This window comes from Streptomyces sp. Ru62 (assembly GCF_002920615.1).
GTDB lineage: Bacteria > Actinomycetota > Actinomycetes > Streptomycetales > Streptomycetaceae > Streptomyces.
The window spans coordinates 79,280-101,418 of the sequence record NZ_PQSU01000027.1; the positions used below are offsets into that span (position 1 = coordinate 79,280).

Sequence of the window (22,139 nt, forward strand, 5' to 3'; positions counted from 1 at the left end):
TCGGGTCCGCCGCGGGCTCGGCCGGCCCCGGTGCCGCGTTCAGCCGAAGGTGTCGTGGCACAGCCGCGCGATCTCCGGTGTGGTCACGCCGTCCGCCTGGCGGCACAGGTCACGCATCCGGACGGCGGCGGGCGGCCGGGAGGCGGGGCGGGGGCGCCGGACCGGGCCCCGTACCGGTGCCCGGCGCTCGGGGCGGGGGCGTCGCACCGGCGGGGCGGCCGGTACGACTGCCCGGGGAGGCGCCGCGGGCACCGGTTGACGGCCGGTCGCGGGGCGCCGGCGCGGTCCGGCCGACGAACGGGGCCCGGGGCCGGTGCGGACCAGCGCCGCGTGCCCGGACGGCACTTCGGCCGGCTCCTGGAGCACCGGGGGCCGCACCACCGTGTCCGGGGCGGGGGAGCGCCGGGGGCGGGCGGCGTCGGGCCCGGGAGCGGAGCTGACGGTGGTGCAGCCGGCGACGGTCACCAGCGCCGCCACCAGCAGCGGAAGAAGTCGGCGAGGCACCCGCCCACTGTGCCGCGCCGCCCGGGGTCACGACCCGTTCCGCAGGGGATCACCACCCTGATGAGCGATCCGCCGCGCTGACCCGGTGTCGGCACGGCGTCGCAGCACCGCGAGGACCCGCTCGCACCAGCGCATGTTCTCCTCCTCGAAGGCGATCCCGGCCAGGAGCGTGAGGTACGGCCCGACCCGGTCGGCGGTCCGGAGGAAGTCCTCCTCCGTACGCCCGTCGAGCAGGCGCTCGCGCACCCGGCGGTAGCGGTCGAGCTTGCCGCGCGCCCAGCCCATGCGCTCCTCGATCAGCGCCCGGGTGACCTCCGGCTCGCCGCCGTCCATGGCCTGGACCTTGATGAGGAGTTCGTCCCGGATCGCGGTGGGCCGCTTGGGCGGCTCGGCGGCGAACGCGCTCAGCTCGGCCCGGCCGGCCTCGGTGAGCGTGAACATCCGCTTGTTGGGGCGGCGTTCCTGCTGCACGGTGCGGGCCTGGACCAGCCCGTCCCCGGCGAGACGCTCCAGCTCCCGGTAGAGCTGCTGGGGGGTCGCGGGCCAGAAGTTCGCGAACGAGACGTCGAAGGCCTTCGACAGCTCGTAGCCCGAGGCCTCGCCCTCCAGCAGGGCGGCCAGGACGGCGTACTTGAGCGACATGTGGACAGGCTAGCAGTCAGTTGAGTAATCTCATTGGCACTTATTCAATTAGTTGAGTAGTGAGTGGGTGAGCCGATGCGCGCGTTCCGCGAGGCGGTGGAGGCCAGGGACCTGGACGCCATCGAGGCACTGCTGGCCGAGGACGTCGTCTTCACCAGCCCGGTCGCCTTCAAGCCCTACCCGGGCAAGGCGATCACCGCGGCGGTGCTGCGCGCGGTGGTCCAGGTCTTCGAGGACTTCCGGTACGTCCGGGAGATCGGCGACCCGGACGGCCGGGACCACGCGCTGGTCTTCCAGGCCCGGGTCGGGGACCGGGAGCTGACGGGCTGCGACTTCCTGCATGTGAACGAGGACGGCCTGATCGACGACCTCATGGTCATGGTCCGACCGCTGTCGGGGGCGCAGGCCCTCGGCGAGGCCATGGGCGCGCGGTTCGAGCAGATCGTCAAGGACGCCGGGGCGCGGTCGGCGTGAACCGCCGCGCTCACCGCGGCACGGCGGCGATCAGTCCTTCAGCTGCCGCAGCGTGGCCTTGGCGTCGGTCTTCAGCCAGTCGGTGACGTCGGTCAGCGCGGGTGGGTCCTTGTCCTCGTCGTACGAGGTGAGGTAGACGCTGTAGCTCATCGTGTACGTCACCCAGCCGTCGCGGACGGCGAGCGTGGCGTACCGGGAGCCGCTGGAGGAGGAGCCGTTCGTGGTGTCCTGGCTGACCAGGTAGGCCTCGTCGCCGATGCCCTCGACCGGGTCGACGTCGTAACCGGTGTGGCTGTCCCCGTAGTTCTTCCAGGTGGCGGTGAACTCGGGCGCGGGGTCGGTCTTCTTGTGCAGGTCCAGCTGCATGGTCAGATAGGCGTCCGCGTAGGAGGAGCCGGACTTCTTCAGGCCCAGGCTGCAGTAACTCTCGTCCAGCGCCTTGTCCTTGAGCGAGGTGCGGGTCGGCGAGGAGTCGTTCTCGGTGTACTCGTCCTTGAAGGAGGAGTAGTCGGCGCTGGAGCACATGTTGGAGGGCGCCGAGTAGCCGCGCAGGTCCGCGCTGTCGCTCCGGCCGCCGATGAGGAGGACACCCGCCGCCCACGCGGCGGAGGCGACGACCGCGCCGACGGCGGCCCACAGCACCGCCCGGCCGGCCCCACCGCCGCCGGCCGGACGGGCGGGCGGCACGGGACCGTACTGGGGTGCCTGCGCATACGGGTTGCCCGGCTGGGGCTGTCCCGGTGCGGGCTGGGCGGCCAGGGTGGGCTGCGCGTGGAACGTCCCCGGCGGGGGTGACTGCGGGTTCGGGTACGGGTAGGCCGTCGGCTGGGGCGGGACGGTCGGCTGCTGCGGGGGCCGCGGGGGCTGCTGTGCGGGCTGGTCGGCCGGCTGCGGGGGCTGCGGGGGCGTGGACATGTCGCGAAGATAGGGCACGGTTGACGGTCAAGTCCCCCGACGTCCGGGATCGTTACGGTCTGGGGACTTCTGTTCCCGGCCCTGACGTCAGCCGGTTCGCGCCCGGGGTGGGTCACCCCGCCGCGAGCCGCACCGGCAGACTCCGCACGCTGTTGCCGACGAAGCCCGCGTGCGGCACCAGGTCGGCTTCCGGCAGGGCGAGTCGCAGCGACGGGAAGCGGGTGAACAGCCGCTCCAGGGCGACCGTGGCCTCCAGCCGGGCGAGCGGCGCGCCCAGGCAGTAGTGGGCGCCGTGCCCGAGGGACAGGTGCCGTACGGCGCCGGGCCGGGCGGAGCGGGTGAGGTCGAAGCGGCCGGCGTCCGGGCCGTGCGCCGCCGGGTCGCGGCCGGCGGCGGAGTAACCGGCGAGCACGGGGGTGCCGGCGCGGACGAGCGTGCCGGCGACGGTCAGGTCCCGCACGGGATAGCGGAACGGGAAGTAGCTGACCGGCGCGTCCCAGCGCAGCGTCTCCTCCACCACGTCCGCCCAGCTCGCCCGGCCCGCGCGCACCAGGGCGAGCTGCTCGGGGTGGGCACACAGGGCGCGTACCGCGTTGGTGATCAGGTTGAGCGTGGTCTCGTGCCCGGCGATGATCATCAGCAGCAAGGTGCCGATCAGCTCCCGCTCGCTCAGCCGGTCGCCGCCCTCGTCGCGGGCGGCGAGGAGCGCGCTCGTGAGGTCGTCTCCGGGCCGCGCTGCCTTCGCCGCGGCGATCTCGCCCAGGACGGCGACGATGTCGCGGTTGGCCGCGACGGCCTCGGCCGGTGCGGTGCCGGTGGCCACGACCAGGCTGCCGAGCCGGTGCAGGCGGTCCCGGAACTCCACGTCCACGCCGAGGAGTTCACAGATCACGCCCATCGGCAGGGGCAGGGCGAAGTGCCGCCGCAGATCGGCGACCCCGTCGCCCGCGGCGGCTGCCTGGGCCAGCCCGTCCAGCAGTGACTCCGTCAACTCCTCGACGCGTGGCTGCAGTTCCGCCACCCGGCGGGGCGTGAAGGCACGCGCTGCCAGGGTCCGCAGGCGCCGGTGGTCGTCACCGTCGGCGGTGGTCATGCCCGGCACGGTGGCGAACGTCAGCAACGGCCAGCCCTCGCCGATCCTCCCCTCCCGCAGGGCGGTGAAGTGGCGTGCGTTCTTCGCGACCTGGGGGTGCTGCAGGAATTCCTTCAGCGCCTCGTGCCCGAGGACGGCCATGCCCTCGACTCCGCCGGGCAGCTCGACCGGAGCCACGGCCCCCTGGGCCAGCAGTCGCGCGTTGACGGCGTGCGGGCAGCCGCCGGCGGGGTCCAGGCGGTGCGGGGTGCGGGCGGCCGAGGTGTCCACCCGATGCTCCTGATGCTCCCCTGACAAGGTGGATCCTCCTGACGTCTCCCTGAGCGGACGCCCACCCCCGGGAACAGCCCCGTCCGGTGGTTTGTTGACGTCATCACGGACGTGGTACTCCCCCGAGTGGTACCGTTCCCTCAGCACTCGTGCACGGCCACGGTGGCCGCCGGTGCCAGTTTCTCTCCTTCACGCTGATCCGTCCGCCGTTTCCGGATGTCCGGCTCCCGGCGCGTCAGCTTCCCAGCACCACCTCGTCACGGGCCTTGCGCGCCGTATCCGAGGTGCCGTTCCCGCCGCCCGGAGGCAGTCACGGGCGCCTCCCCCTCGCGGCCTCTCGCCCCTCATCCCTGATCTTCTCCTCCCCGATCCGTCCGCGAAAGGACCCCTCCATGACCACCACACTCGACAACCCGCCCGCGGCCCGGCAGGCGCAGACCGCCCCGCTCGTCGCCGGTGTCCTCGACATCGACGCGCACGGGAAGGGGCACCTGAGGGCCGCGAGCCTCCTGCCCTCCCCCGCCGATCCGCAGGTCGCGCCGGCGCTGATCCGCCGCCATGGGCTGCGCAAGGGCGACCTGGTCGAAGGCGTCCGGGGTGCGCAGCGGGCCCTGACCGAGGTCGCGCGCGTCAACGGACGCGCTCCCGGAGAGCCGGCCTCCCGGCCGCACTTCCGCGACCTCACCCCGCTCCACCCGCACCGGCGCATCCGTCTGGAACACCCCGCCTCCGGCCTGGCCGGACGCGTCACCGATCTGCTCGCGCCGGTCGGCAAGGGCCAGCGGGGCCTCATCGTGGCCCCGCCGAAGACCGGCAAGACGGTGCTGCTCCAGCAGTTCGCCGCCGCCGTCGCCGGCAACCACCCCGAGTGCCGGCTGATGGTCCTCCTGCTGGACGAGCGGCCCGAGGAGGTCACCGAGATGCGCCGCTCCGTGCGGGGCGAGGTGTACGCCTCCACCTTCGACCGGCCGGCCAAGGAGCACATCGCCCTCGCCGACCTGGTCGTGGAGCGGGCCAAGCGCCTGGTCGAGGCCGGTGAGGACGTCGTCGTCCTGCTGGACTCGCTGACCCGGCTGTGCCGGGCCCACAACAACGCCTCCGCCGCCGGCGGCCGTACCCTGAGCGGCGGTGTGGACGCCGGTGCGCTGCTCGGCCCCAAGCGGTTCTTCGGCGCCGCGCGCCAGGCCGAGGAGGGCGGCTCCCTCACCATCCTCGCCACGGTCCTCGTGGACACCGGCTCGCGCGCCGACGGCTACTTCTTCGAGGAGCTGAAGAGCACGGGCAACATGGAACTGCGCCTGGACCGGGAACTCGCCGGCCGCCGCGTCTTCCCCGCCGTCCACATCGACGCCAGCGGCACCCGGCGCGAGGAACTCCTGCTCACCCCGGCCGAGTTGACGGCCGTACACGGTCTGCGCCGCGTCCTGCGCTCCCGGGACGGCGGACTCTCCGGACTGGAGACCCTGCTGGAGCGGCTGCGCGCCACACCCGGCAACGCCGCGTTCCTGCGGCAGGTCCGGCCCACCCTGCCGGGCGCCTGACGCGCGGCCGGGGGCGGCCGGGTGCGGCATCCGGGTTGCCCCGGCGACCCGAACGGCCCGGCGGCGTGGTGGATACACGCCGATTTCGTACTTTGATCATATGATGACCGGATTCTCTTATCGCGCGGCGGTGTCGGCCTGCTCCCTCTGTGTGGCGGGTCTGCTGGCGCTCACGCCGGCCGCTGCCGCCGCCGGGCCCCGCGCCGCGCAGCCCGCCGGGGAGCCCGCCCCGCCCCGCCCCAGGGCGGCGGTGCCGGGGCCGTCCCTGCTCTACCGCTCCGGCGTCCAGGTCCGGCCGCACCGGGACACACCCGGGCTGCCGGACGTCTCGGCGCTCTCCTGGCTCGTCGCCGACGCGGGCAGCGGCGAGGTGCTGGCCGCGCACGACGCCCACCGCGAGCTCCCGCCCGCCAGCACCCTGAAGACCCTCTTCGCGCTCACCGTGCTGCCGGTGCTGCCCAGCGGGCAGCAGCACACCGTGCGGTACGGCGAACTGGACGACGTCGGCGAGGGCAGCAGCCTGGTCGGTGTCGAGGAAGGGCACACCTACCAGGTGGCCGACCTGTGGCGCGGCGTCTTCCTCAGCTCCGGGAACGACGCCGTGCACGTGCTCGCCCGGATGGGCGGCGGCTGGGAGGCGACGGCCGCCCGCATGCAGGACAAGGCCCGCTCGCTCGGCGCCCTGGACACCCATGTGGTCTCCCCGGACGGCTACGACGCCCCCGGCCAGGTCTCCTCCGCCTACGACCTCGCGGTGTTCGGCCGGGCGGGCCTGCGCAACCCCGACTTCGCCCGGTACTGCGCCACCGCCGAGGCCCCCTTCCCCGGTGACGGGTCGCCGTACCCCATCGAGAACACCAACCGGCTGCTGACCGGCGAGGACGGCGTGGCGCCGTACCCCGGGCTCATCGGCATCAAGAACGGCTACACCAGCAACGCGGGCAACACCCTGGTGGCCGCGGCGCGCCGAGGCGGGCGCACCCTCCTGGTGACCGTGCTGAACCCTCAGGCCGACGGCGGGTTCACCGTGTACGAGGAGGCCCGCGCCCTGCTCGACTGGGGCTTCGCGGCGGCCGGGCGGGTCGACCCGGTCGGCTCGCTGGACGGGCTGCGACCGCACTCCTCCCGGCCGACGGCGTCCGCGACCCCGGTGGCGGCGGCCGTGGCACCGGACGACGACTCGGACTGGTCCGGCACCGCCGTCGTCGCGGGGCTGTCCGGGCTCGGCGCCGGGGCCGTGGCGCTGGTACTGCGGGCCAAGGGCAACCGGGGGGCCCGCGACTGACCCACCGGCAGACCGAGCAGCAGGCCCAGCGAGATCCACGTGTAGAGATTGCTGCCCAGGAACCCGTCGAGGCCCGAGGCGTCGTCGAACCACAGCCACACCACGCTGGTGCACGGCACCGTGTACAGGGCGGCCGCGATCCGCGGGTGCCCGGCGCGGACCAGCACCGCGAAGGAGGGCAGCAGCCACACCAGGTGGTGCACCCAGGTGATCGGGCTGACCAGGCAGGCCGCCGCACCGGTGAGCGCGAACGCCGCCGTCCAGTCGCCGGCCGCGACCGCCCGCCGGGCGCGCCACGCCCAGACGCAGAGGGTCAGCAGGACCGCCGCCGCCCACAGGGGCCGGCCGGTCTCACCGAGGCGGGCCAGCACCCCTTGCAGCGACTGGTTCGACACGTAGTCGAGGCGGCCCACCCGGCCGGTGTCCCAGAGCGCCTCGGTCCAGTAGAAGCGGGAGGCCGCCGGATCCGCCCAGGCGGCCAGCGCGGTCGCGGCCAGGGCGACGGCCGTCGCGATGCCGGCCGCCCGCCGTCGCCCGGCGAGCAGCAGCAGACCGATGAAGAGGGCGGGGGTGAGCTTCACGGCTGCGGCGAGCCCGGTCCCCGCGCCCGCCCAGCGGCCCCGGCCGGTCGCCAGCAGCCGGCAGTCACCGAGGACGAGGGCGAGCAGCACCAGGTTCACCTGGCCGAAGCTGACGGTGTCCCGCAGCGGCTCGAACAGGGCGAGCAGGCACAGGCACAGCGCCCACCGGTACCAGCCGTGGCGGCGCCGGCGCGGGCCGGCCAGGGTCCGCAGGACCACGGCGAGCGCGGCGAGGTTCACCAGCAGCGACAGCACGATCGCCGCGGTCCGGCCGAGCAGGGCCAGCGGCAGCATGGCGACGGCGGCGAACGGCGGATACGTGAAGCCGTAGGCGGTGCCCGGCACCTTGTAGTCGTAGACCCGGCCGCCGTGGTGCACCCAGGTGTGCACGGTGCCGTAGTACACCCGCAGGTCGAAGAAACCGCGCAGCAGCGGCACGGTGGCCGTGAACACGGTCACGGCCACCGCGAGGAGCACGACCAGCAGCAGCCGGCCCCGGTCCGTGCGCGGCCCCGCCTCGCCCAGCGGCCCGGGCAGCCCCAGCCGTCCCCACCGGCCCGTCATGCCACGGGTCCCGGAACCGGGGCCCGGGCCGTCCGGTGGGCCTGGCGGGCCTGGTGGGCCTGGTGGGCCTGCCACAGGACGACCACCCCGAGCGCCCCGCCGGAGACCGCGAGCACCAGCTGCCCGAGGTCGGCCGGGCCGCCGCTGGGCAGTACGGCGAGCGCGAGCACTCCCGCCAGGGCTGCCACCCGGTGCCGTACCGAGGTGCTGGGCGCGGCGGCGGCGATGAGGAACAGGCCCCACAGCACGTACCAGGGGCGGATCGCGGGGCCGAGGACGGCGACCGCGAGCAGGCTCAGGCCCAGCGCGTACACCGGCCGGGGCCGTAGCCGGAGCCATATCAGCAGGACGGCCACGGCGGTGGCGGCGAGGCCCAGCAGGTGCCAGGCCGGGAGGGCCAGCGGGGCCAGGCCGCTGCCGAGGTGTTCCAGCAGGGCGCCGGTGGCGCGGCCGAGCAGGCTGGTCAGCGCCCAGTTGTGCGGGGAGACCGGGGTGTCCAGAGCGCCGATCCAGCCGTAGCCGGTGCCGGCGACGGCCGTGGCGGCGACCGTCGTCGCGGCGGAGGCCGCAGCCGTAATCAGCACGGCCGGCAGCGGAGGGCGGCCGGAGCGGACCCGCAGCGCCACGACGGCAGGCAGGCCGAGTGCCGCCGGTGCCTTGACCAGGGCGGCGAGGGTGACGAGGACGGCGCCGACGGCCGGTCTGCCTCGCGCGGCGACCAGGCCGAGCCCGAGCAGGCCGAGCATCAGGGCGTCGTTGTGGGCGCCCGCGACCAGGTGCAGCAGCACGAGGGGGTTCAGGGCGCCCAGCCACAGGGCGGCGGCCGGGTCGGCGCCGCTGTGCCGGGCGAGGCGGGGCAGCGCCACCGCCATGAGGGCCACGCCGAACAGGGCGACCAGGCGCATGCCGAGCAGGCCGGCGGGCATCTCGCCGCGGGTCAGTTCTGACAGCGCCGAGGCGAGGCCCAGGAAGGCGGGGCCGTAGGGGGCGCCGGTGTGCCGCCACATCGGGGCGACCTCGTCGGCGAGCGGGCCGCCGAGCCGCGCCGGGCCGTGGGCGTAGACGTCCATGTGGGCGTCGACCATGGCGCCCTGCGCGAGATAGCTGTACACGTCCCGGCTGAACAGCGGCGGGGCCAGCAGCAGCGGGGCCGCCCACACGGCCAGGACGAGCAGCAGGGCGCGCGGGGTGGGCGGCTCGGGACCGCGGAGAAGCCGGCCGAGGAGCGCCCAGGCGGCGATGAGCAGGACGACCCCGAAGTAGACCCCGACCAGGCCGAGCGCCGCCTGTGCCGAGGCGGGCGCCAGGAGGTCCCGGGCGGGGAGGGCGCCGGCCGTCTCACCGCCGAGGGCGAGGAAGGCGGTGCCGGCCAGGCCCATCACCTGGCAGCGGCGGAGATCGACGGGGAACGCCATGGCCAACACCTGGTCAGCGTGTCGACGCCGGGTGGCCGGAAGGCGACGGCAGCCCTGCCGGGCGGGGGCCGGGGTATGACCGGCACGTGGTGTGTTCCGGCCGGATTCCCGGCGCCGGTCCGCCGTGGCTCGCCGCCTCCCCGAGGCTTCGCTCGAACCCGGTCCCCCTCGCGGGTCGGTTCCCTGTTCCCGGGTCGGAGGGTGGCGCGCCTCAGAACACCGACAGCCCGGTCAGGGTGGTGAAACGGTCCAGGGCGGCCACACCCGCCACCGAGTTGCCGCGTTCGTCCAGGCCCGGGCTCCATACGCAGAGCGTGCACCGGCCCGGTACGACGGCGATGATCCCGCCGCCGACCCCGCTCTTGCCGGGCAGGCCGACCCGGTAGGCGAAGTCGCCGGCCGCGTCGTACGTGCCGCAGGTCAGCATGACCGCGTTGACCTGCTTGGCCTGGCTGCGGCTGAGCAGCCGGCTGCCGTCGGCGCGGATGCCGTGCCGGGCGAGGAAGCCCGTGGCGAGGGCCAGGTCGGCGCAGGAGGCGGCGATGGAGCACTGCCGGAAGTACTGGTCGAGCAGGACCGGCACCTCGTTGTCGATGTTGCCGTAGGACGCCATGAAGTGGGCGAGGGCGGCGTTGCGGTCACCGTGGGCGGTCTCGGAGGCGGCGACCTCCTCGTCGAAGCCGAGATCGGGGTTGCCGCTCTCGGCACGCAGGAAGGACAGCAGCTCACCGGCCGCGTCCCCGGTACGGGTGTGCAGGCGGTCGGTGACGACGAGCGCGCCCGCGTTGATGAAGGGGTTGCGCGGGATGCCGTTCTCGTACTCCAGCTGGACCAGGGAGTTGAACGGGTTGCCGGAGGGCTCGCGGCCCACGTGCTCCCAGAGTTCGTCGCCCTCGCGGGCCAGGTCGAGGGCGAGCGTGAACACCTTGGTGATCGACTGCGTGGAGAACGGCTGCCGCCACTCCCCCACCCCGTACACCGTGCCGTCCAGTTCGGCGACGGCCATGCCGAAGCGGCGCGGGTCGCGGGCGGCGAGCGCCGGGATGTAGTCGGCGGACCGGCCGCGCCCGGGAGTGCGATCGATCTCCGCCATGATGCGATCGAGGACCGGTTGGAACTGCGAGGACATGATCGTCATCATGCCGCACCCCTGGTGCGGGGGCGCTCCAGGGGCGCCGGCGACTCCTTTCGCGGCGGTGTCGGGACCGACGGGGGGAATCCCCGGGGGTGACGGGCACCCGCGGGCCGGTCCGGCCGGCAAGACGGGCCAGGCGGCATGACGGTCCGGGCGGCAAGACGGGCCGGGCGGCAAGACGGGCCGGCCGGCACGCGGGTGCCGTCGGGTCAGATCGCCGGGGCGGTCCCGCTGCCCGCGAGCACTTCGGGCCGGAGGAGTCCCGTGAGCTGTTCGGCGGGCAGCAGGCCCTTCTCCAGGACGAGTTCGGCCACGCCACGGCCCGTCGCGAGGGCCTCCTTGGCGATGTCGGTGGCGGCGGTGTAGCCGATGTGCGGGTTGAGCGCGGTCACCAGACCGATGGAGTTCTCGACGGTGGCGCGCAGCCGCTCGGTGTTGGCGGTGATGCCGGACACGCAGCGCTCGGCCAGCGTCAGGCACGCCGTCCGCAGGTGCGTGACGGACTCCGACAGGGAGTGCAGGATGATCGGCTCGAAGGCGTTGAGCTGGAGCTGTCCGGCCTCGGCGGCCATGGTGATGGCGACGTCGTTGCCGATCACCTCGAAGGCGACCTGGTTGACCACCTCGGGGATGACCGGGTTCACCTTGCCCGGCATGATCGACGAACCGGCCTGCACGGGCGGCAGGTTGATCTCGCCGAGACCCGCGCGCGGACCGGAGGACAGCAGCCGCAGGTCGTTGCAGCTCTTGGACAGCTTGACCGCGATGCGCTTCAGAACGCCGGACATCTGGACGAAGGCGCCGCAGTCCTGTGTGGCCTCCACCAGGTTGGCCGCCGTCACCAGCGGCAGGCCGGTGATGGCCGACAGGTGCCGGCGGGCCGCCTCGGCATAGCCGGCGGGAGCGTTGAGGCCGGTACCGATGGCCGTGGCACCGAGGTTGATCTCATGGATCAGCTCGACGGCCTCGGCGAGACGGCTGCGGTCCTCCTCGATCATGACGGCGAACGCGGAGAACTCCTGACCGAGCGTCATCGGTACGGCGTCCTGCAACTGTGTACGGCCCATCTTGAGCACGTCACGGAACTCGACGGCCTTACGGGCGAACGCGTCCTGGAGTACGGACATCGCCTTCAGCAGTCCACGTACGGCGAAGATCGTCGCCACCTTGACGGCCGTCGGGTAGACGTCATTGGTGGACTGTCCGAGGTTGACGTCCTCGTTGGGGTGCAGATGCGTGTACTGCCCCTTGGCATGGCCGAGCAGTTCCAGCGCGCGGTTGGCCACGACCTCGTTGGCGTTCATGTTGGTGGACGTGCCCGCACCGCCCTGGATGACGTCCACGACGAACTGGTCGTGCAGCTCCCCGGCCCGGATCTCCCGGCAGGCGGCGACGATCGCGGCCGCCTTCTCGGGCGCCAGCAGCCCGAGTTCCTCGTTGGCCAGGGCGGCGGCCTCCTTCACCGCGGCCAGGGCGTCGATCAGGTGCGGGTAGGCGGAGATCGGCGTGCCGGTGATGGGGAAGTTCTCCGTCGCGCGCAGGGTGTGGACACCCCAGTACGCGTCGGCGGGCACATCACGGTCCCCGAGCAGATCGTGTTCGCTGCGGGTGGCGGCGGTCATGAGGGTACGGTCCTCTTCCTGAGGTACGGAGGTGGAAGCGCCCCCGGAAGGGGCGCGGGGAACTGCGCGACCGGCCATGACGGACCCGCGGGTCCGCGACGGCCGAGGCGGCGGAGCGTCACGCGCAGGCAGTGAGCGGAACCGGGTCCAGCGCACGCACGGCCCGCACACATCCCACCGGCTCCCCGCCCCCGAGCAGCGGCTCCCCCGCGAACTCGGTGAGCAGGGCGGGGTCGACGCCCGCGCGGGCGAGCGCCGCCGCGCCGACCGGGATCCGGGCCCGGTTCGCCCCGTCGGCGATCTTCACCGCGACGGCCCGGCCGTCCGGCAGCGCGGCGACCTGCACGCCCTCGAAGCCGTCCTTGGCCAGCAGCCCCGGCACGGCCCGCATCAGCGCGGCCACGTCCCGCCCCGAGCCGGAGGCCATCTCGGCGTGCTCGCGCATGGCGTCGGCGACCCGGGCCTCGGGTGTGCCGGGCGCTGCGGAGGTGATCCGGGCGAGGGCGCGGGCGAGTCCGTGCAGGGAGACGGAGAACAGGGGCGCGCCGCAGCCGTCGACGGTGACCCGGGCGACGCGCTGGCCGGTCAGCTCCTCGACGGTGGCGGCGACGGCCTGCTGGAGCGGGTGCTCCGGGGCGAGGTAGTCGTCCAGGGACCAGCCGTTGAGCTTGGCGGTCCACAGCATGGCGGCGTGCTTGCCGGAGCAGTTCTGGGCGAGCCGGGAGGGCAGCCGGCCCTGGCGGACCCAGGCGTCCCGCACGACCGGGTCGAACGGCATGTCGGGCACGTTGCGCAGGTCGCCCTCGGTGAGACCGGCGAGTTCGAGGATGCGGCGGGTGCCGGCGAGGTGGCGTTCCTCGCCGGAGTGGCTCGCGGCGGCCAGCGACAGCAGTTCGCCGTCGAGCGGCAGCCCGGCCCGCAGCATGGCCACGGCCTGGACGGGTTTGAGGGCCGAGCGCGGGTAGAAGGCCGCCTCGATGTCGCCGAGCTGGAACCGCACCTGGCCGTCGGCGCCGAGGACGACGACGGAGCCGTAGTGGACGCCCTCGACGACCCCGCCGCGGACGAGGTGGGCGACGGGGGCGTGGAGGGGTTCGCGGACGACGGGCGCGTCGGCGGGGGAACTGCTGTGCATCACTGCCTGCATCATGGGTAGGGTTCGGCCGGTACGCGGGTCACGCGCCGGCGCCGGTGGATGTGCGGGTCATACGGGCGCGGATGGCGTACCAGCCCGCGACCAGTGCGGCGACGATCAGCGGCAGACAGAGCACGGTGGTGCGTCCGGCGCCGCCGTCGGCGTACATGAGGACCAGGACGGAGGCGAGGAACGCCAGCGTCACGAGTTCGGTCCAGGGGGAGCCCGGCAGCCGGTACGACGGCCGGGTCAGCTCGCCGCTGCGGGTCTTCCGCCAGAACAGCAGGTGGCAGAGCATGATCATGCCCCAGGTGGCGAGGATGCCGATCGCCGCGAAGTTGAGGACGATCTCGAAGGCGTCGGAGGGGACCACGTAGTTCAGGCCCACGCCGAGGACACAGATTCCGCTGGTGAGCAGGATCCCGCCGTACGGCACCTGGCTCCGGCTCATCCGGCCGGTGAACTCCGGGGCGGAGCCGCTCATCGCCATGGAGCGCAGGATGCGGCCGGTGGAGTACAGGCCGGAGTTCAGCGACGACATGGCGGCGGTGAGGACGACCAGGTTCATCACACCGCCGGCCGCCGGGACGCCGATGTGGGACAGGACCGTCACGAAGGGGCTCTCACCGGCGGAGTACTTGTTCCACGGGAGCAGCATCGAGAGCAGGACGACCGAACCGACGTAGAACAGGCCGACGCGCCACATGATCGAGTTGATCGCCTTGGGCATGATCTTCTCGGGGTTCTCGGTCTCGCCGGCTGCGACGCCGACCAGCTCGACGGAGGCGTAGGCGAAGACGACGCCCTGGATGATCAGCAGCATGGGCAGCAGGCCGCTCGGGAAGACGCCGCCGTTGTCGGTGATCAGGGACGGGCCGGGGTGGTGCCCGTCGACCGGGTGCTGGGTGACCAGCAGGAAGATGCCGATGCACATGAACACGACGAGCGCGCCGACCTTGACGATCGCGAACCAGAACTCCAGTTCGCCGAAGATCTTGACCGAGATCAGATTGACGGTCAGCACGACCGCGAGGGCGATCAGTGCGATCAACCATTGCGGGACGTCCGAGAACATGCCCCAGTAGTGGGTGTACGTGGCGACCGCCGTGATGTCGGCGATACCGGTGGTCGCCCAGTTCAGGAAGTACATCCAGCCCGCGGTGTACGCGCCCTTCTCGCCCAGGAACTCCCGGGCGTACGACACGAAGGCGCCGGAGGACGGGCGGTACAGGACGAGTTCGCCGAGGGCCCGGACGACCAGGAAGGCGAAGACGCCGCAGACGGCGTACGCGATGAAGAGGGAGGGGCCGGCGTCGGCGAGCCGGCCGCCCGCGCCGAGGAAGAGGCCGGTGCCTATGGCACCGCCGATGGCGATCATGTTGACGTGCCGGTGCTTCAGACCTCTGCTGTAGCCGGCGTCTCCGGCGTCGACATGGCCGGACGAGGGGCGCGTCTCGTCTTTGAGGTGCTGCTCGCTCACGCCTCGGGTCCGCCTTCCGTAGGGGGGTCCGTCCGCTGGGGACGCACGATGTCGGTGAGGGTCGTCTCGACGCGGTCGAGGTGGTGGCTCATGGCCTCCACGGCGTCGTGCTCGGAACCGTCGGTCAGCGCCTCGACGATCGCCCGGTGCTCGCGGTTGGACTGCTCGCGGCGCCCGCCCAGCTCGTTGAGGAAGGCCGACTGGCGCGCCAGTGCGTCGCGGATCTCCTCGATGACCCGGCGGAAGACCGGGTTCTGGGCGGCCTCGGCCACGGCGAGGTGGAAGAGGGTGTCCATCGCGACCCAGGCGGTGGTGTCCGTCTCCCGCTCCATGCGGTCGAGCAGGTGGGCCAGGTGGTCCAGGTTCTCCGGGGTGCGGCGCACGGCCGCGTACCCGGCGACCGGGATCTCGATGTGGCGGCGTACTTCGAGCAGGTCGCTGGCGGCGTAGTCGCCGAAGGTCGGGTCCTCGACCGCGTTCGCGACGACGAAGGTGCCCTTGCCGGTCCGGGACACGGTGAGGCCCATCGTCTGCAGCGCGCGCAGCGCCTCGCGCAGCACGGGCCGGGACACCTCCAGGGTGCGGCACAGCTCGGCCTCGGAGGGGAGCTTGTCGCCGATGGCGTACCGGCCGCGCTCGATGGCGTCGCGGAGGTGGGCGAGCACCGCTTCCATGGCGCTCACGCGCCGCGGGGCCGGGCCACCTGTCTGGCTGTCTGACAGGTTCACGGGAGCGATCCTGCGGGTTGCGGGCAGGGACTGTCAAGGCATCCGGTAAGGAGACATTCACGGGGTGCGGCGCCTGAATGCAGGCATCCGCACCCCGTGGGTGATCAGCGGCGTTCTCCCGGCCGCTGGGCTCAGCTGCTGAGCGTGCCGGTGGCCAGCAGGCCGAGGAGGCCGACGCCGATGATGATCCGGTAGATCACGAAGGCGTTGAAGGAGTGCTTGGCGACGAACTTGAGCAGCCAGGCGATGGAGGCGTAGGCGACCACGAACGAGACGATCGTGCCGACGGCCAGCGGTGCGGCGCCGACCCCCGCGCCGAGGGCGTCCTTCAGCTCGTACAGGCCCGCGCCGGTCAGGGCCGGGATACCGAGGAAGAAGGAGAGCCGGGTGGCGGCGACGCGGTCCAGGTCCAGGATGAGCGCGGTGGACATGGTGGCGCCGGAGCGGGAGAAGCCGGGGAAGAGCAGGGCGAGGATCTGCGAGCAGCCGACCCACATCGCGTCCTTGAAGGACGTGTCGTCCTCACCGCGCTTGTGCCGGCCCATCTGGTCGGCGGCCCACATCACGCCCGAGCCGACGATCAGCGACCCGGCGACCACCCACAGCGAGGCGAGCGGACCGTCGATCAGCGGCTTCGCGGCCAGACCCACCAGCACGATCGGGATGGTCGCGGCGATCACCCACCAGGCGAACTTGTAGTCGTGGTGGTAGCGCTCCTCGCGGTGGGTCAGGCCGCGGAACCAGGCGGTGACGATCCGCTTGATGTCCTTGAAGAAGTACACGAGCACGGCGGCGATGGCGCCGACCTGGATGACGGCGGAGAACCCGACGACGGACTTGTCGTCGACGGGGATGTCCATGAGCCCCTCGGCGATCTTCAGGTGGCCGGTGGAGGACACGGGCAGGAACTCGGTCACCCCCTCGACTACTCCGAGGACGACGGCCTGACCGACGGAGATGGCGCTCATGGGATCCAGTTCTGAGGAGAGTTGGTCGACATTGCTGTAGACAGTACTTGCTGTGCCCGGCCGTGCGGCAAGCGCCCGGGCCCCCGGGGCGACGGCGGGTGAGGCCCTGGTGAAGGCCGCCGCGGGACCCGCCGGCACGCCACGCTTGCCACGACGTCCAGGGCAGCGTAGAGGCCCGGGCCGGCCCCGGTCAGCCGGGGCCTCGTGCGCCGACGAGGGCTCCGGCGACGACGAGCGGCCGGTTCACAACGACTTCTTACCTCCGCTGTCCGTTTTATCTGGTGCGAGCGGGTTCGGACCGCCGCCGCACGGGCCCCTGGGCCGCGGGATCGCCGGCTCCGGGAAGGTCATGCCGGTGGGTCCCCTGTCCGGCCCCGTCCCGACGGACGGTCAAGGCCGGGACCAGGCTACCGCCGCCTCAGCGTGCGGCGGGCCGGGCGCAGACCGCCACACCGGACTCCCAGAGGCTGCCGAGCACCAGGTGGTCGCCGACGGCGCACACGCTGGTGACCATGCGGAAACGGGAGTGCCGGCGGGTGAGGTGGTGGACGGTCCGGCCCGCGTCGTCGACGGCGACGACGCCGACGGTGCCGCTCGGGCGGTACGGCGCGTGGACGGCGGCCCGCGCGGCGGCGCGGCGGACGGCCGGCGGGGTGCGGTGCAGCAGGTCGAGCGGGGGGACGCGGGGGCCGGCCAGGGCGACCCAGACCGGCCCGTCGGAGCCCTCGCGCCAGAGGTTGTCCGGCATCCCGGGGAGGTCGGCGAAGGGCTCGGCGTGTCCGGCGCGGGGGCCGGTGAGCGGGCAGCGGGTGAGCCGGCAGGAGCCGGTCTCGGCGATCACCAGGAAGGAGCGGTCGGCGCTGAGGGCGAGCCCGTTGGCGAACTGCAGCCCGTCCAGCAGGACTTCGGGTTCCCGGTCGCCGGGGGCGAGCCGGAGCAGGCGGCCGGTGCCGGTGTGTTCGACGATGTCGCCGATCCACCGGTCCAGGGGGTGGCGGCGGCTGGAGACGGTGAAGTAGAGGGTGCCGTCGGGCAGGGCGACGGCGTTGCTGCAGAAGCGGAGCCGCTCCCCCGCCACCGCGTCCGCGAGGACGCGGACGGTTCCGTCGTGCGGGCTGACCCGCAGCAGGCCGCGTTCGGCGTCGCACACCACGACGTCCCCGTCCGGCAGGAGTTCGAGCCCGAGGGGACGGCCGCCTGTCTCGGCGAGCACCTCGGCGCGGGCCGTGAGCGGGTCGCCGAGGTGGTGGACCCGGAGGATGCGCCCGTCCGCCACTCCGGTCAGGACACGCCCGTGCGGGTCGGCGACGACGTCCTCGGGGCCGCGGGCGCGCAGGGAGACGTAGTGGAGCGGTACGAGTGCCGTCGATCGGTCCATGTGCGGTCCCTTCCGTCGGTGCCCCTGTCGGCAGCCGCCCCGTGGCCGTCCTCTCACCAGCCCTTTTCGAACATGCGGGCCACCTCGGCGATGCGGATCTCGTCGCGCCGGTAGTAGGTGCGGCCGTGGATCCGGCGGGTGCGCAGGACACCGAGGCGGGTGAGGAAGTCGAGGTGGGCGAGTGCGGTCCGGCGGGGCACGCCCAGCTTGGCGGCGACGGCCCGCGCGGTGACGCCGGTCTCGGCGGGGTCGCGGCGGCGCGACACGCGGAAGTGGGCCGGCGGGTCCTTGAGCAGGGTCAGGATGGTCTGCCGCATCCGGCCCGAGGGAGTCCCCGTCATCCGTCCGCCCTCCCGTCCCCGGCCTCCTCGTACGCAGTCTTCCCACTGTGGCGCGGGCGACGCCGTCACGTCCGGGACTCGGCGGCCGTTGTCCGGTACCGAACGGCCGTGCGTCCGGGGAGGGATCCGCCGCCCCGGAACACGGCGAGGGCCCGGCCGCCGCGCACGACCGGGCCCGGACACGGACGGCTCAGCGGTGACCGAACCACGTCATGGAGGACAGCGCCCTGTCGTCGTAGCCGAACAGGGCCTGGTTCTCCCAGCCGTTGCCGGACGTGGCGTCCGCCGGGTCCCAGCCGTTGCCGGTGACGGCGGTCCAGGTCGCCTCCCAGTAGAAGACGCCGAGACCGCGGCCGTTCGGGACGGCCTCCACGATGCTCGCCACGTCGTTCATCCACTTGGTCTGGCCGGCCACGGTCGCCGGGTAGCCGGAGACCAGTTCGCCGGTGGTGTCGATCTGGTTGGTGAGCGCGTCGTCGCTGTCCAGCCGGAACGGGTAGGCCGTCTCGGCGACGAACACCGGCTTGCCGTAGCGGGAGGCGGCGTCGTCCAGCGTGCTCTGGAAGTCGGAGAGCGGGCCGTGCCAGTAGCCGTAGTACGACAGGCCGATCGCGTCGAACCTGACGCCGTTCGCGACCGCGTTGTCGAACCACCACTCGGTGCCGGCCCTGTCCCCGCCCTTGGCCAGGTGCAGCGCGACCGTCGTGGAAGGGTTGACCGCCTTGACGGCGTCATAGCCGGAGTTGATCAACCCGGCGAGTCGGCTCCAGTTGTCCGTGGATCCCTCGGACCACAGCATGCCGCCATTGATCTCATTGCCCACCTGGACCATGTCGGCGGTGGTGCCTTGAGCCTTCAAGGCGTTCAACACGTCATACGTGTGGTTGTACACGTCCGTCTTGAGCCGGCTGTACGTGTGACCCGCCCACGCGGCCGGCTTGTTCTGCTGCCCCGGGTCCGCCCAGCTGTCCGAGTAGTGGAAGTCCACCAGCAGCTTCATGCCCTGCGCCTTGACGCGCTTGGCCGTGGCCAGGACGTGCGCCTTGTCGTTGAAGCCGTCGGCCGGGTTCACCCAGACCTTCAGGCGCGCGTAGTTCATGCCGGACGACTTGAGGATGGACAGCGCGTCCCCGGTCGTCCCGGAACCCGTCCTGTAGACGCCGCCCTTGGCCTCGCTCTTGGCGAGGGAGGAGATGTCGGCACCATGGATGGATGTACCGGTGGTGCCGGATGAGAAGGTGAGATCGTCAACATTGATCCAGTCACCGGCGTTCGCGTCACTGTTGACGCTGATGGTGCACTGGTTGTTGGTCACCTTGACCGACGTGACGATCCGTATCCACCCACTGGACGAGACCGGCAGATCGGTGCGCTGTTCCGCACTGCCGCAATTCTTGAGCGACATGTACGCGGCCTTCTGCCCGCCGCTGGACCGGACCCACGCCGTCAAGGTGTAGGTCCCGTTGGTCAGCCCGGACAGGTACTGGTACGTCTCCACCTTGTAGGCGGACGACGCGTAGTGGCTGAGGCGGTAGCTCCCGCCGTGGCCACCGGGCTCGGTGTACGAGGCGCCGGTGTCGCCGTACTCGGACCAGCCGGCGGGCGTGGCCGTGCCCGTGCCGTCGGACTCGAAGCCGCCGTTGGTGAGGGTGCTCGCGGCCTGGGCGGTCGGGGCGGGCAGGGCGGTGAGGGCGAGCCCGGCCGCGAGCGGCGGCAGCAGGGCCCTGATGGTGCGTCTGGGATGGAACTTCATCGTCCGTCGTCCCTTCGACGTAACTGGGGAGGTGTCCTCCGGTGCGACCGGAGGAGAACCCCTCCGCCCACGGCTCTCGTGGCACACGCGGGCGGAGGGGAGCCGGCTCAGCCGTCGAGTCGTACGACCCGGACGGCCCCCGCCGGGACCGCGAGGCGGCCCATGGCGTGTTCGCCCGTCAGCAGTTCGGTCCCGGGCGTGTCCAGCGGCACCTTGGTGTCGCCGGCGGTGTGGTTGATGACGAAGAGGTAGCTGCCCGAGTCGCCGCGGCGGCGCACGACCTCGACGTCGCGGGGCAGGTCGGCGCGCGGGGCGAGACGGGCGTCGTCGGCCGCCCAGCCGATGACCGCGTCCAGGCCCTGGGCGTCGAGGCGGGTGGAGACGTACCAGGCGGTGCCCCGGCCGAGCCGGTGCCGGGTGACGGCGGGACGGCCCGCGGTGAGCCCGTCGGCGTAGGTCCACACGGTCTCGGCACCGCGCGGTACCACGAACTCCGTCCACACGTCCCCGGTCAGCTCGGAGCCGTCCGGGCCGGTCAGGCGGACCCGCTCGTCCTTGAGCAGCGGCGAGAACTCCTCCACGGTGAGCCCGAGGACATCGCGCAGCGCGCCCGGGTAGGCACCCTCGTGGACGGCGTCGTGCTCGTCGACGATGCCGGAGAAGTACGACACCACGAGCGTGCCGCCGTTCTCGACGTACTCCCGGACGTTGTTCCCGGCGGCCTCCGTCATCAGGTACAGGGCCGGCACGACGACCATGGGGTACCTGGACAGGTCGGCCTCGGGGTGCGCGAAGTCGACCGTGAGGTGGCGGTCGTAGAGCGCCTCGTAGAAGGAGTCGGCGCGCTCGCGCGGGTCGTGGTCCTCGCTGGGGCGCCAGGCGAGGTTCTGCGCCCACCAGGACTGCCAGTCCCACAGCATGGCCGCGTCGGCCTCGGTGCGGGTGCCCCGGATCTCGCTCAACGCGCCCACGGAGGCGCCGAGTCCGACCACCTCGCGCCAGACGCGGGTGTCGGTGCCGCCGTGCGGCAGCATCGCCGAGTGGAACTTCTCGGCGCCGCGCCGGGACTGGCGCCACTGGAAGAACATCGCGCCCTCGGAGCCGCGCGCCACGTGCGCGAGGGAGTTGCGGGCCATCTGGCCGGGGGCCTTGGCGGGGTTGCGGGGCTGCCAGTTGACGCCCGAGGTGGAGTGCTCCAGCAGCAGCCAGGGCGCGCCGCCGGCGACGGAGCGGGTGAGGTCGGCGGCCATCGCGAGGTTGACGTGGGTGCGGCGGCCGTCGGTGATCAGGTAGTGGTCGTTGGTGACGAGGTCGACCTCGCGGCCCCACGCCCAGTAGTCCATGGAGTCGCACTGGCTGAGCGCGGTCATGAAGTTGGTGGTGACCGGGACGCCCGGTGAGAGGCGGTGCAGGATGTCCCGCTCGGCGCGGAAGTTCTCCCGGATGACGGCGTCGGCGAAGCGCTTGTAGTCGAGGGCCTGGCCCGGGTTGCCGACGGTCGGGGTGGCCCGGGGCGGGTTGATCTGCGCGAGGTCGGTGTAGCGCTGGCCCCAGAAGGCCGTGCCCCACGCCTCGTTGACGGCCTCGACACTGCCGTAGGTGTCCGCGAGCCAGCGGCGGAACCGGTCCGCGCAGGACTCGCAGTAGCAGGCCGAGACGGGGACGCCGTACTCGTTGTGGACGTGCCACAGGGCGAGCGCCGGGTGGTCGCCGTAGCGCTCGGCGAGGCGGGTGGTGATGTTCGCGGCGGCGGCGCGGTAGTCGGCGTTGCTGTGGCAGATCGCCCCGCGGGAGCCGAACTCGTAGCGCGTGCCCTCGGCGGTGACCGGCAGGGCCTCGGGGTGGGCCCGGTAGAACCAGGCGGGCGGCACCACGGTGGGCGTGCCGAGGTCGACGCGGATGCCGTTCTCGTGCAGCAGGGTGATGACCCGGTCGAGCCAGCCGAAGTCGTACTCCCCCGGTGCCGGCTCCAGCAGCGCCCAGGAGAAGATCCCGACGCTCACCATCGTGACGCCGGCCTCGCGCATCAGCCGGACGTCTTCCTGCCAGACGGATTCCGGCCACTGCTCGGGGTTGTAGTCCCCGCCGAAGGCGAGCCTGGTGAGGCCCCTGGGGCTGGTGTCCGGCATGGATCTCTCCCGGGAAATCGATCATTTGGGAACGTGCACACACATCGTCGGCGGTGCGAGCCCAACATAACCGCACAGCAACAACCATTGACAAGTGTCCGGGATGTTTCTCTACTGTGAACGCTCACAGAAGCATGGCAGGGGGCTCCCGAGCGACGAGCACCCGGGTCATGTGAACGTGCACAT

18 protein-coding genes and 1 pseudogene are annotated in these 22,139 nt (G+C 72.7%); 3 read left to right on the forward strand and 16 right to left on the reverse strand.

The genetic code is table 11. The features are described from left to right. Positions 1-39: 39 nt before the first annotated feature. Positions 40-504, reverse strand: a complete 465-nt coding sequence (locus tag C3492_RS31650) for a hypothetical protein (RefSeq protein WP_258056011.1) — start codon at positions 502-504, stop codon at positions 40-42. Between the two features lie 27 nt (positions 505-531). Continuing rightward, the gene (locus C3492_RS31655) at positions 532-1,146 is read right to left on the reverse strand and encodes a PadR family transcriptional regulator (protein ID WP_103816075.1); all 615 of its coding nucleotides are present in this window, start codon (positions 1,144-1,146) and stop codon (positions 532-534) included. A 75-nt stretch (positions 1,147-1,221) separates the two neighbouring features. Here C3492_RS31655 and C3492_RS31660 point away from each other — a divergent pair, with 75 nt between their 5' ends. Further along, positions 1,222-1,620: a nuclear transport factor 2 family protein gene (locus C3492_RS31660; RefSeq protein WP_103816076.1), complete on the forward strand. Its 399-nt coding sequence runs from the start codon at positions 1,222-1,224 to the stop codon at positions 1,618-1,620. Positions 1,621-1,650: 30 nt separating this feature from the next. Here the strand turns inward: C3492_RS31660 and C3492_RS31665 are convergent, their stop codons facing one another. Beyond that, positions 1,651-2,535: a hypothetical protein gene (locus tag C3492_RS31665; RefSeq protein WP_258056012.1), complete on the reverse strand. Its 885-nt coding sequence runs from the start codon at positions 2,533-2,535 to the stop codon at positions 1,651-1,653. Positions 2,536-2,647: 112 nt separating this feature from the next. Next, positions 2,648-3,898, reverse strand: a complete 1,251-nt coding sequence (locus C3492_RS31675) for a cytochrome P450 (RefSeq protein WP_103816077.1) — start codon at positions 3,896-3,898, stop codon at positions 2,648-2,650. A gap of 392 nt (positions 3,899-4,290) precedes the next feature. Between C3492_RS31675 and rho the strand changes: the two genes are divergently transcribed. Then, the gene (gene rho, locus C3492_RS31680; RefSeq protein ID WP_103816078.1) at positions 4,291-5,439 is read left to right on the forward strand and encodes a transcription termination factor Rho; all 1,149 of its coding nucleotides are present in this window, start codon (positions 4,291-4,293) and stop codon (positions 5,437-5,439) included. Positions 5,440-5,542: 103 nt separating this feature from the next. Further along, positions 5,543-6,385 (forward strand): annotated as a pseudogene (locus tag C3492_RS31685) (D-alanyl-D-alanine carboxypeptidase family protein); the annotation flags it as partial. A 59-nt stretch (positions 6,386-6,444) separates the two neighbouring features. Here C3492_RS31685 and C3492_RS46705 read toward each other — a convergent pair. The 12 genes from C3492_RS46705 to C3492_RS31745 form a co-directional block, all read right to left on the reverse strand. Next, on the reverse strand, positions 6,445-7,869 hold the full coding sequence (locus tag C3492_RS46705; protein ID WP_103816080.1) for a glycosyltransferase family 87 protein: 1,425 nt from the start codon (positions 7,867-7,869) through the stop codon (positions 6,445-6,447). Further along, a complete protein-coding gene (gene mptB / locus C3492_RS31695; protein WP_103816081.1) occupies positions 7,866-9,284 on the reverse strand; it encodes a polyprenol phosphomannose-dependent alpha 1,6 mannosyltransferase MptB in 1,419 nt (472 codons plus the stop codon). The genes C3492_RS46705 and mptB overlap by 4 nt, the downstream gene beginning before the upstream one ends. Before the next feature lie 211 nt (positions 9,285-9,495). After that, positions 9,496-10,425: a glutaminase gene (locus C3492_RS31700; RefSeq protein WP_373309367.1), complete on the reverse strand. Its 930-nt coding sequence runs from the start codon at positions 10,423-10,425 to the stop codon at positions 9,496-9,498. 203 nt (positions 10,426-10,628) lie between these two features. After that, positions 10,629-12,041 carry an aspartate ammonia-lyase gene (gene aspA / locus C3492_RS31705; RefSeq protein WP_103816082.1) on the reverse strand — a complete coding sequence of 471 codons (1,413 nt, stop codon included), beginning with the start codon at positions 12,039-12,041 and terminating at the stop codon, positions 10,629-10,631. A 118-nt stretch (positions 12,042-12,159) separates the two neighbouring features. Continuing rightward, complete coding sequence (locus C3492_RS31710; protein ID WP_103816083.1) at positions 12,160-13,176, reverse strand: asparaginase; 1,017 nt, start codon at positions 13,174-13,176, stop codon at positions 12,160-12,162. A 40-nt stretch (positions 13,177-13,216) separates the two neighbouring features. Next, on the reverse strand, positions 13,217-14,656 hold the full coding sequence (locus C3492_RS31715) for an amino acid permease (RefSeq protein ID WP_103816084.1): 1,440 nt from the start codon (positions 14,654-14,656) through the stop codon (positions 13,217-13,219). Then, positions 14,653-15,330: a FadR/GntR family transcriptional regulator gene (locus tag C3492_RS31720; protein ID WP_103816085.1), complete on the reverse strand. Its 678-nt coding sequence runs from the start codon at positions 15,328-15,330 to the stop codon at positions 14,653-14,655. The genes C3492_RS31715 and C3492_RS31720 overlap by 4 nt, the downstream gene beginning before the upstream one ends. Before the next feature lie 185 nt (positions 15,331-15,515). Beyond that, positions 15,516-16,352 carry an undecaprenyl-diphosphate phosphatase gene (locus C3492_RS31725; protein WP_103816086.1) on the reverse strand — a complete coding sequence of 279 codons (837 nt, stop codon included), beginning with the start codon at positions 16,350-16,352 and terminating at the stop codon, positions 15,516-15,518. 418 nt (positions 16,353-16,770) lie between these two features. Then, the gene (locus tag C3492_RS31730; RefSeq protein WP_103816087.1) at positions 16,771-17,730 is read right to left on the reverse strand and encodes an SMP-30/gluconolactonase/LRE family protein; all 960 of its coding nucleotides are present in this window, start codon (positions 17,728-17,730) and stop codon (positions 16,771-16,773) included. Between the two features lie 53 nt (positions 17,731-17,783). Next, positions 17,784-18,071 carry a helix-turn-helix domain-containing protein gene (locus C3492_RS31735; protein ID WP_103816088.1) on the reverse strand — a complete coding sequence of 96 codons (288 nt, stop codon included), beginning with the start codon at positions 18,069-18,071 and terminating at the stop codon, positions 17,784-17,786. 190 nt (positions 18,072-18,261) lie between these two features. Beyond that, positions 18,262-19,824 carry a glycosyl hydrolase 53 family protein gene (locus C3492_RS31740; protein WP_103816089.1) on the reverse strand — a complete coding sequence of 521 codons (1,563 nt, stop codon included), beginning with the start codon at positions 19,822-19,824 and terminating at the stop codon, positions 18,262-18,264. A 107-nt stretch (positions 19,825-19,931) separates the two neighbouring features. Continuing rightward, positions 19,932-21,953, reverse strand: a complete 2,022-nt coding sequence (locus C3492_RS31745) for a beta-galactosidase (RefSeq protein ID WP_103816090.1) — start codon at positions 21,951-21,953, stop codon at positions 19,932-19,934. Positions 21,954-22,139 lie beyond the last annotated feature (186 nt).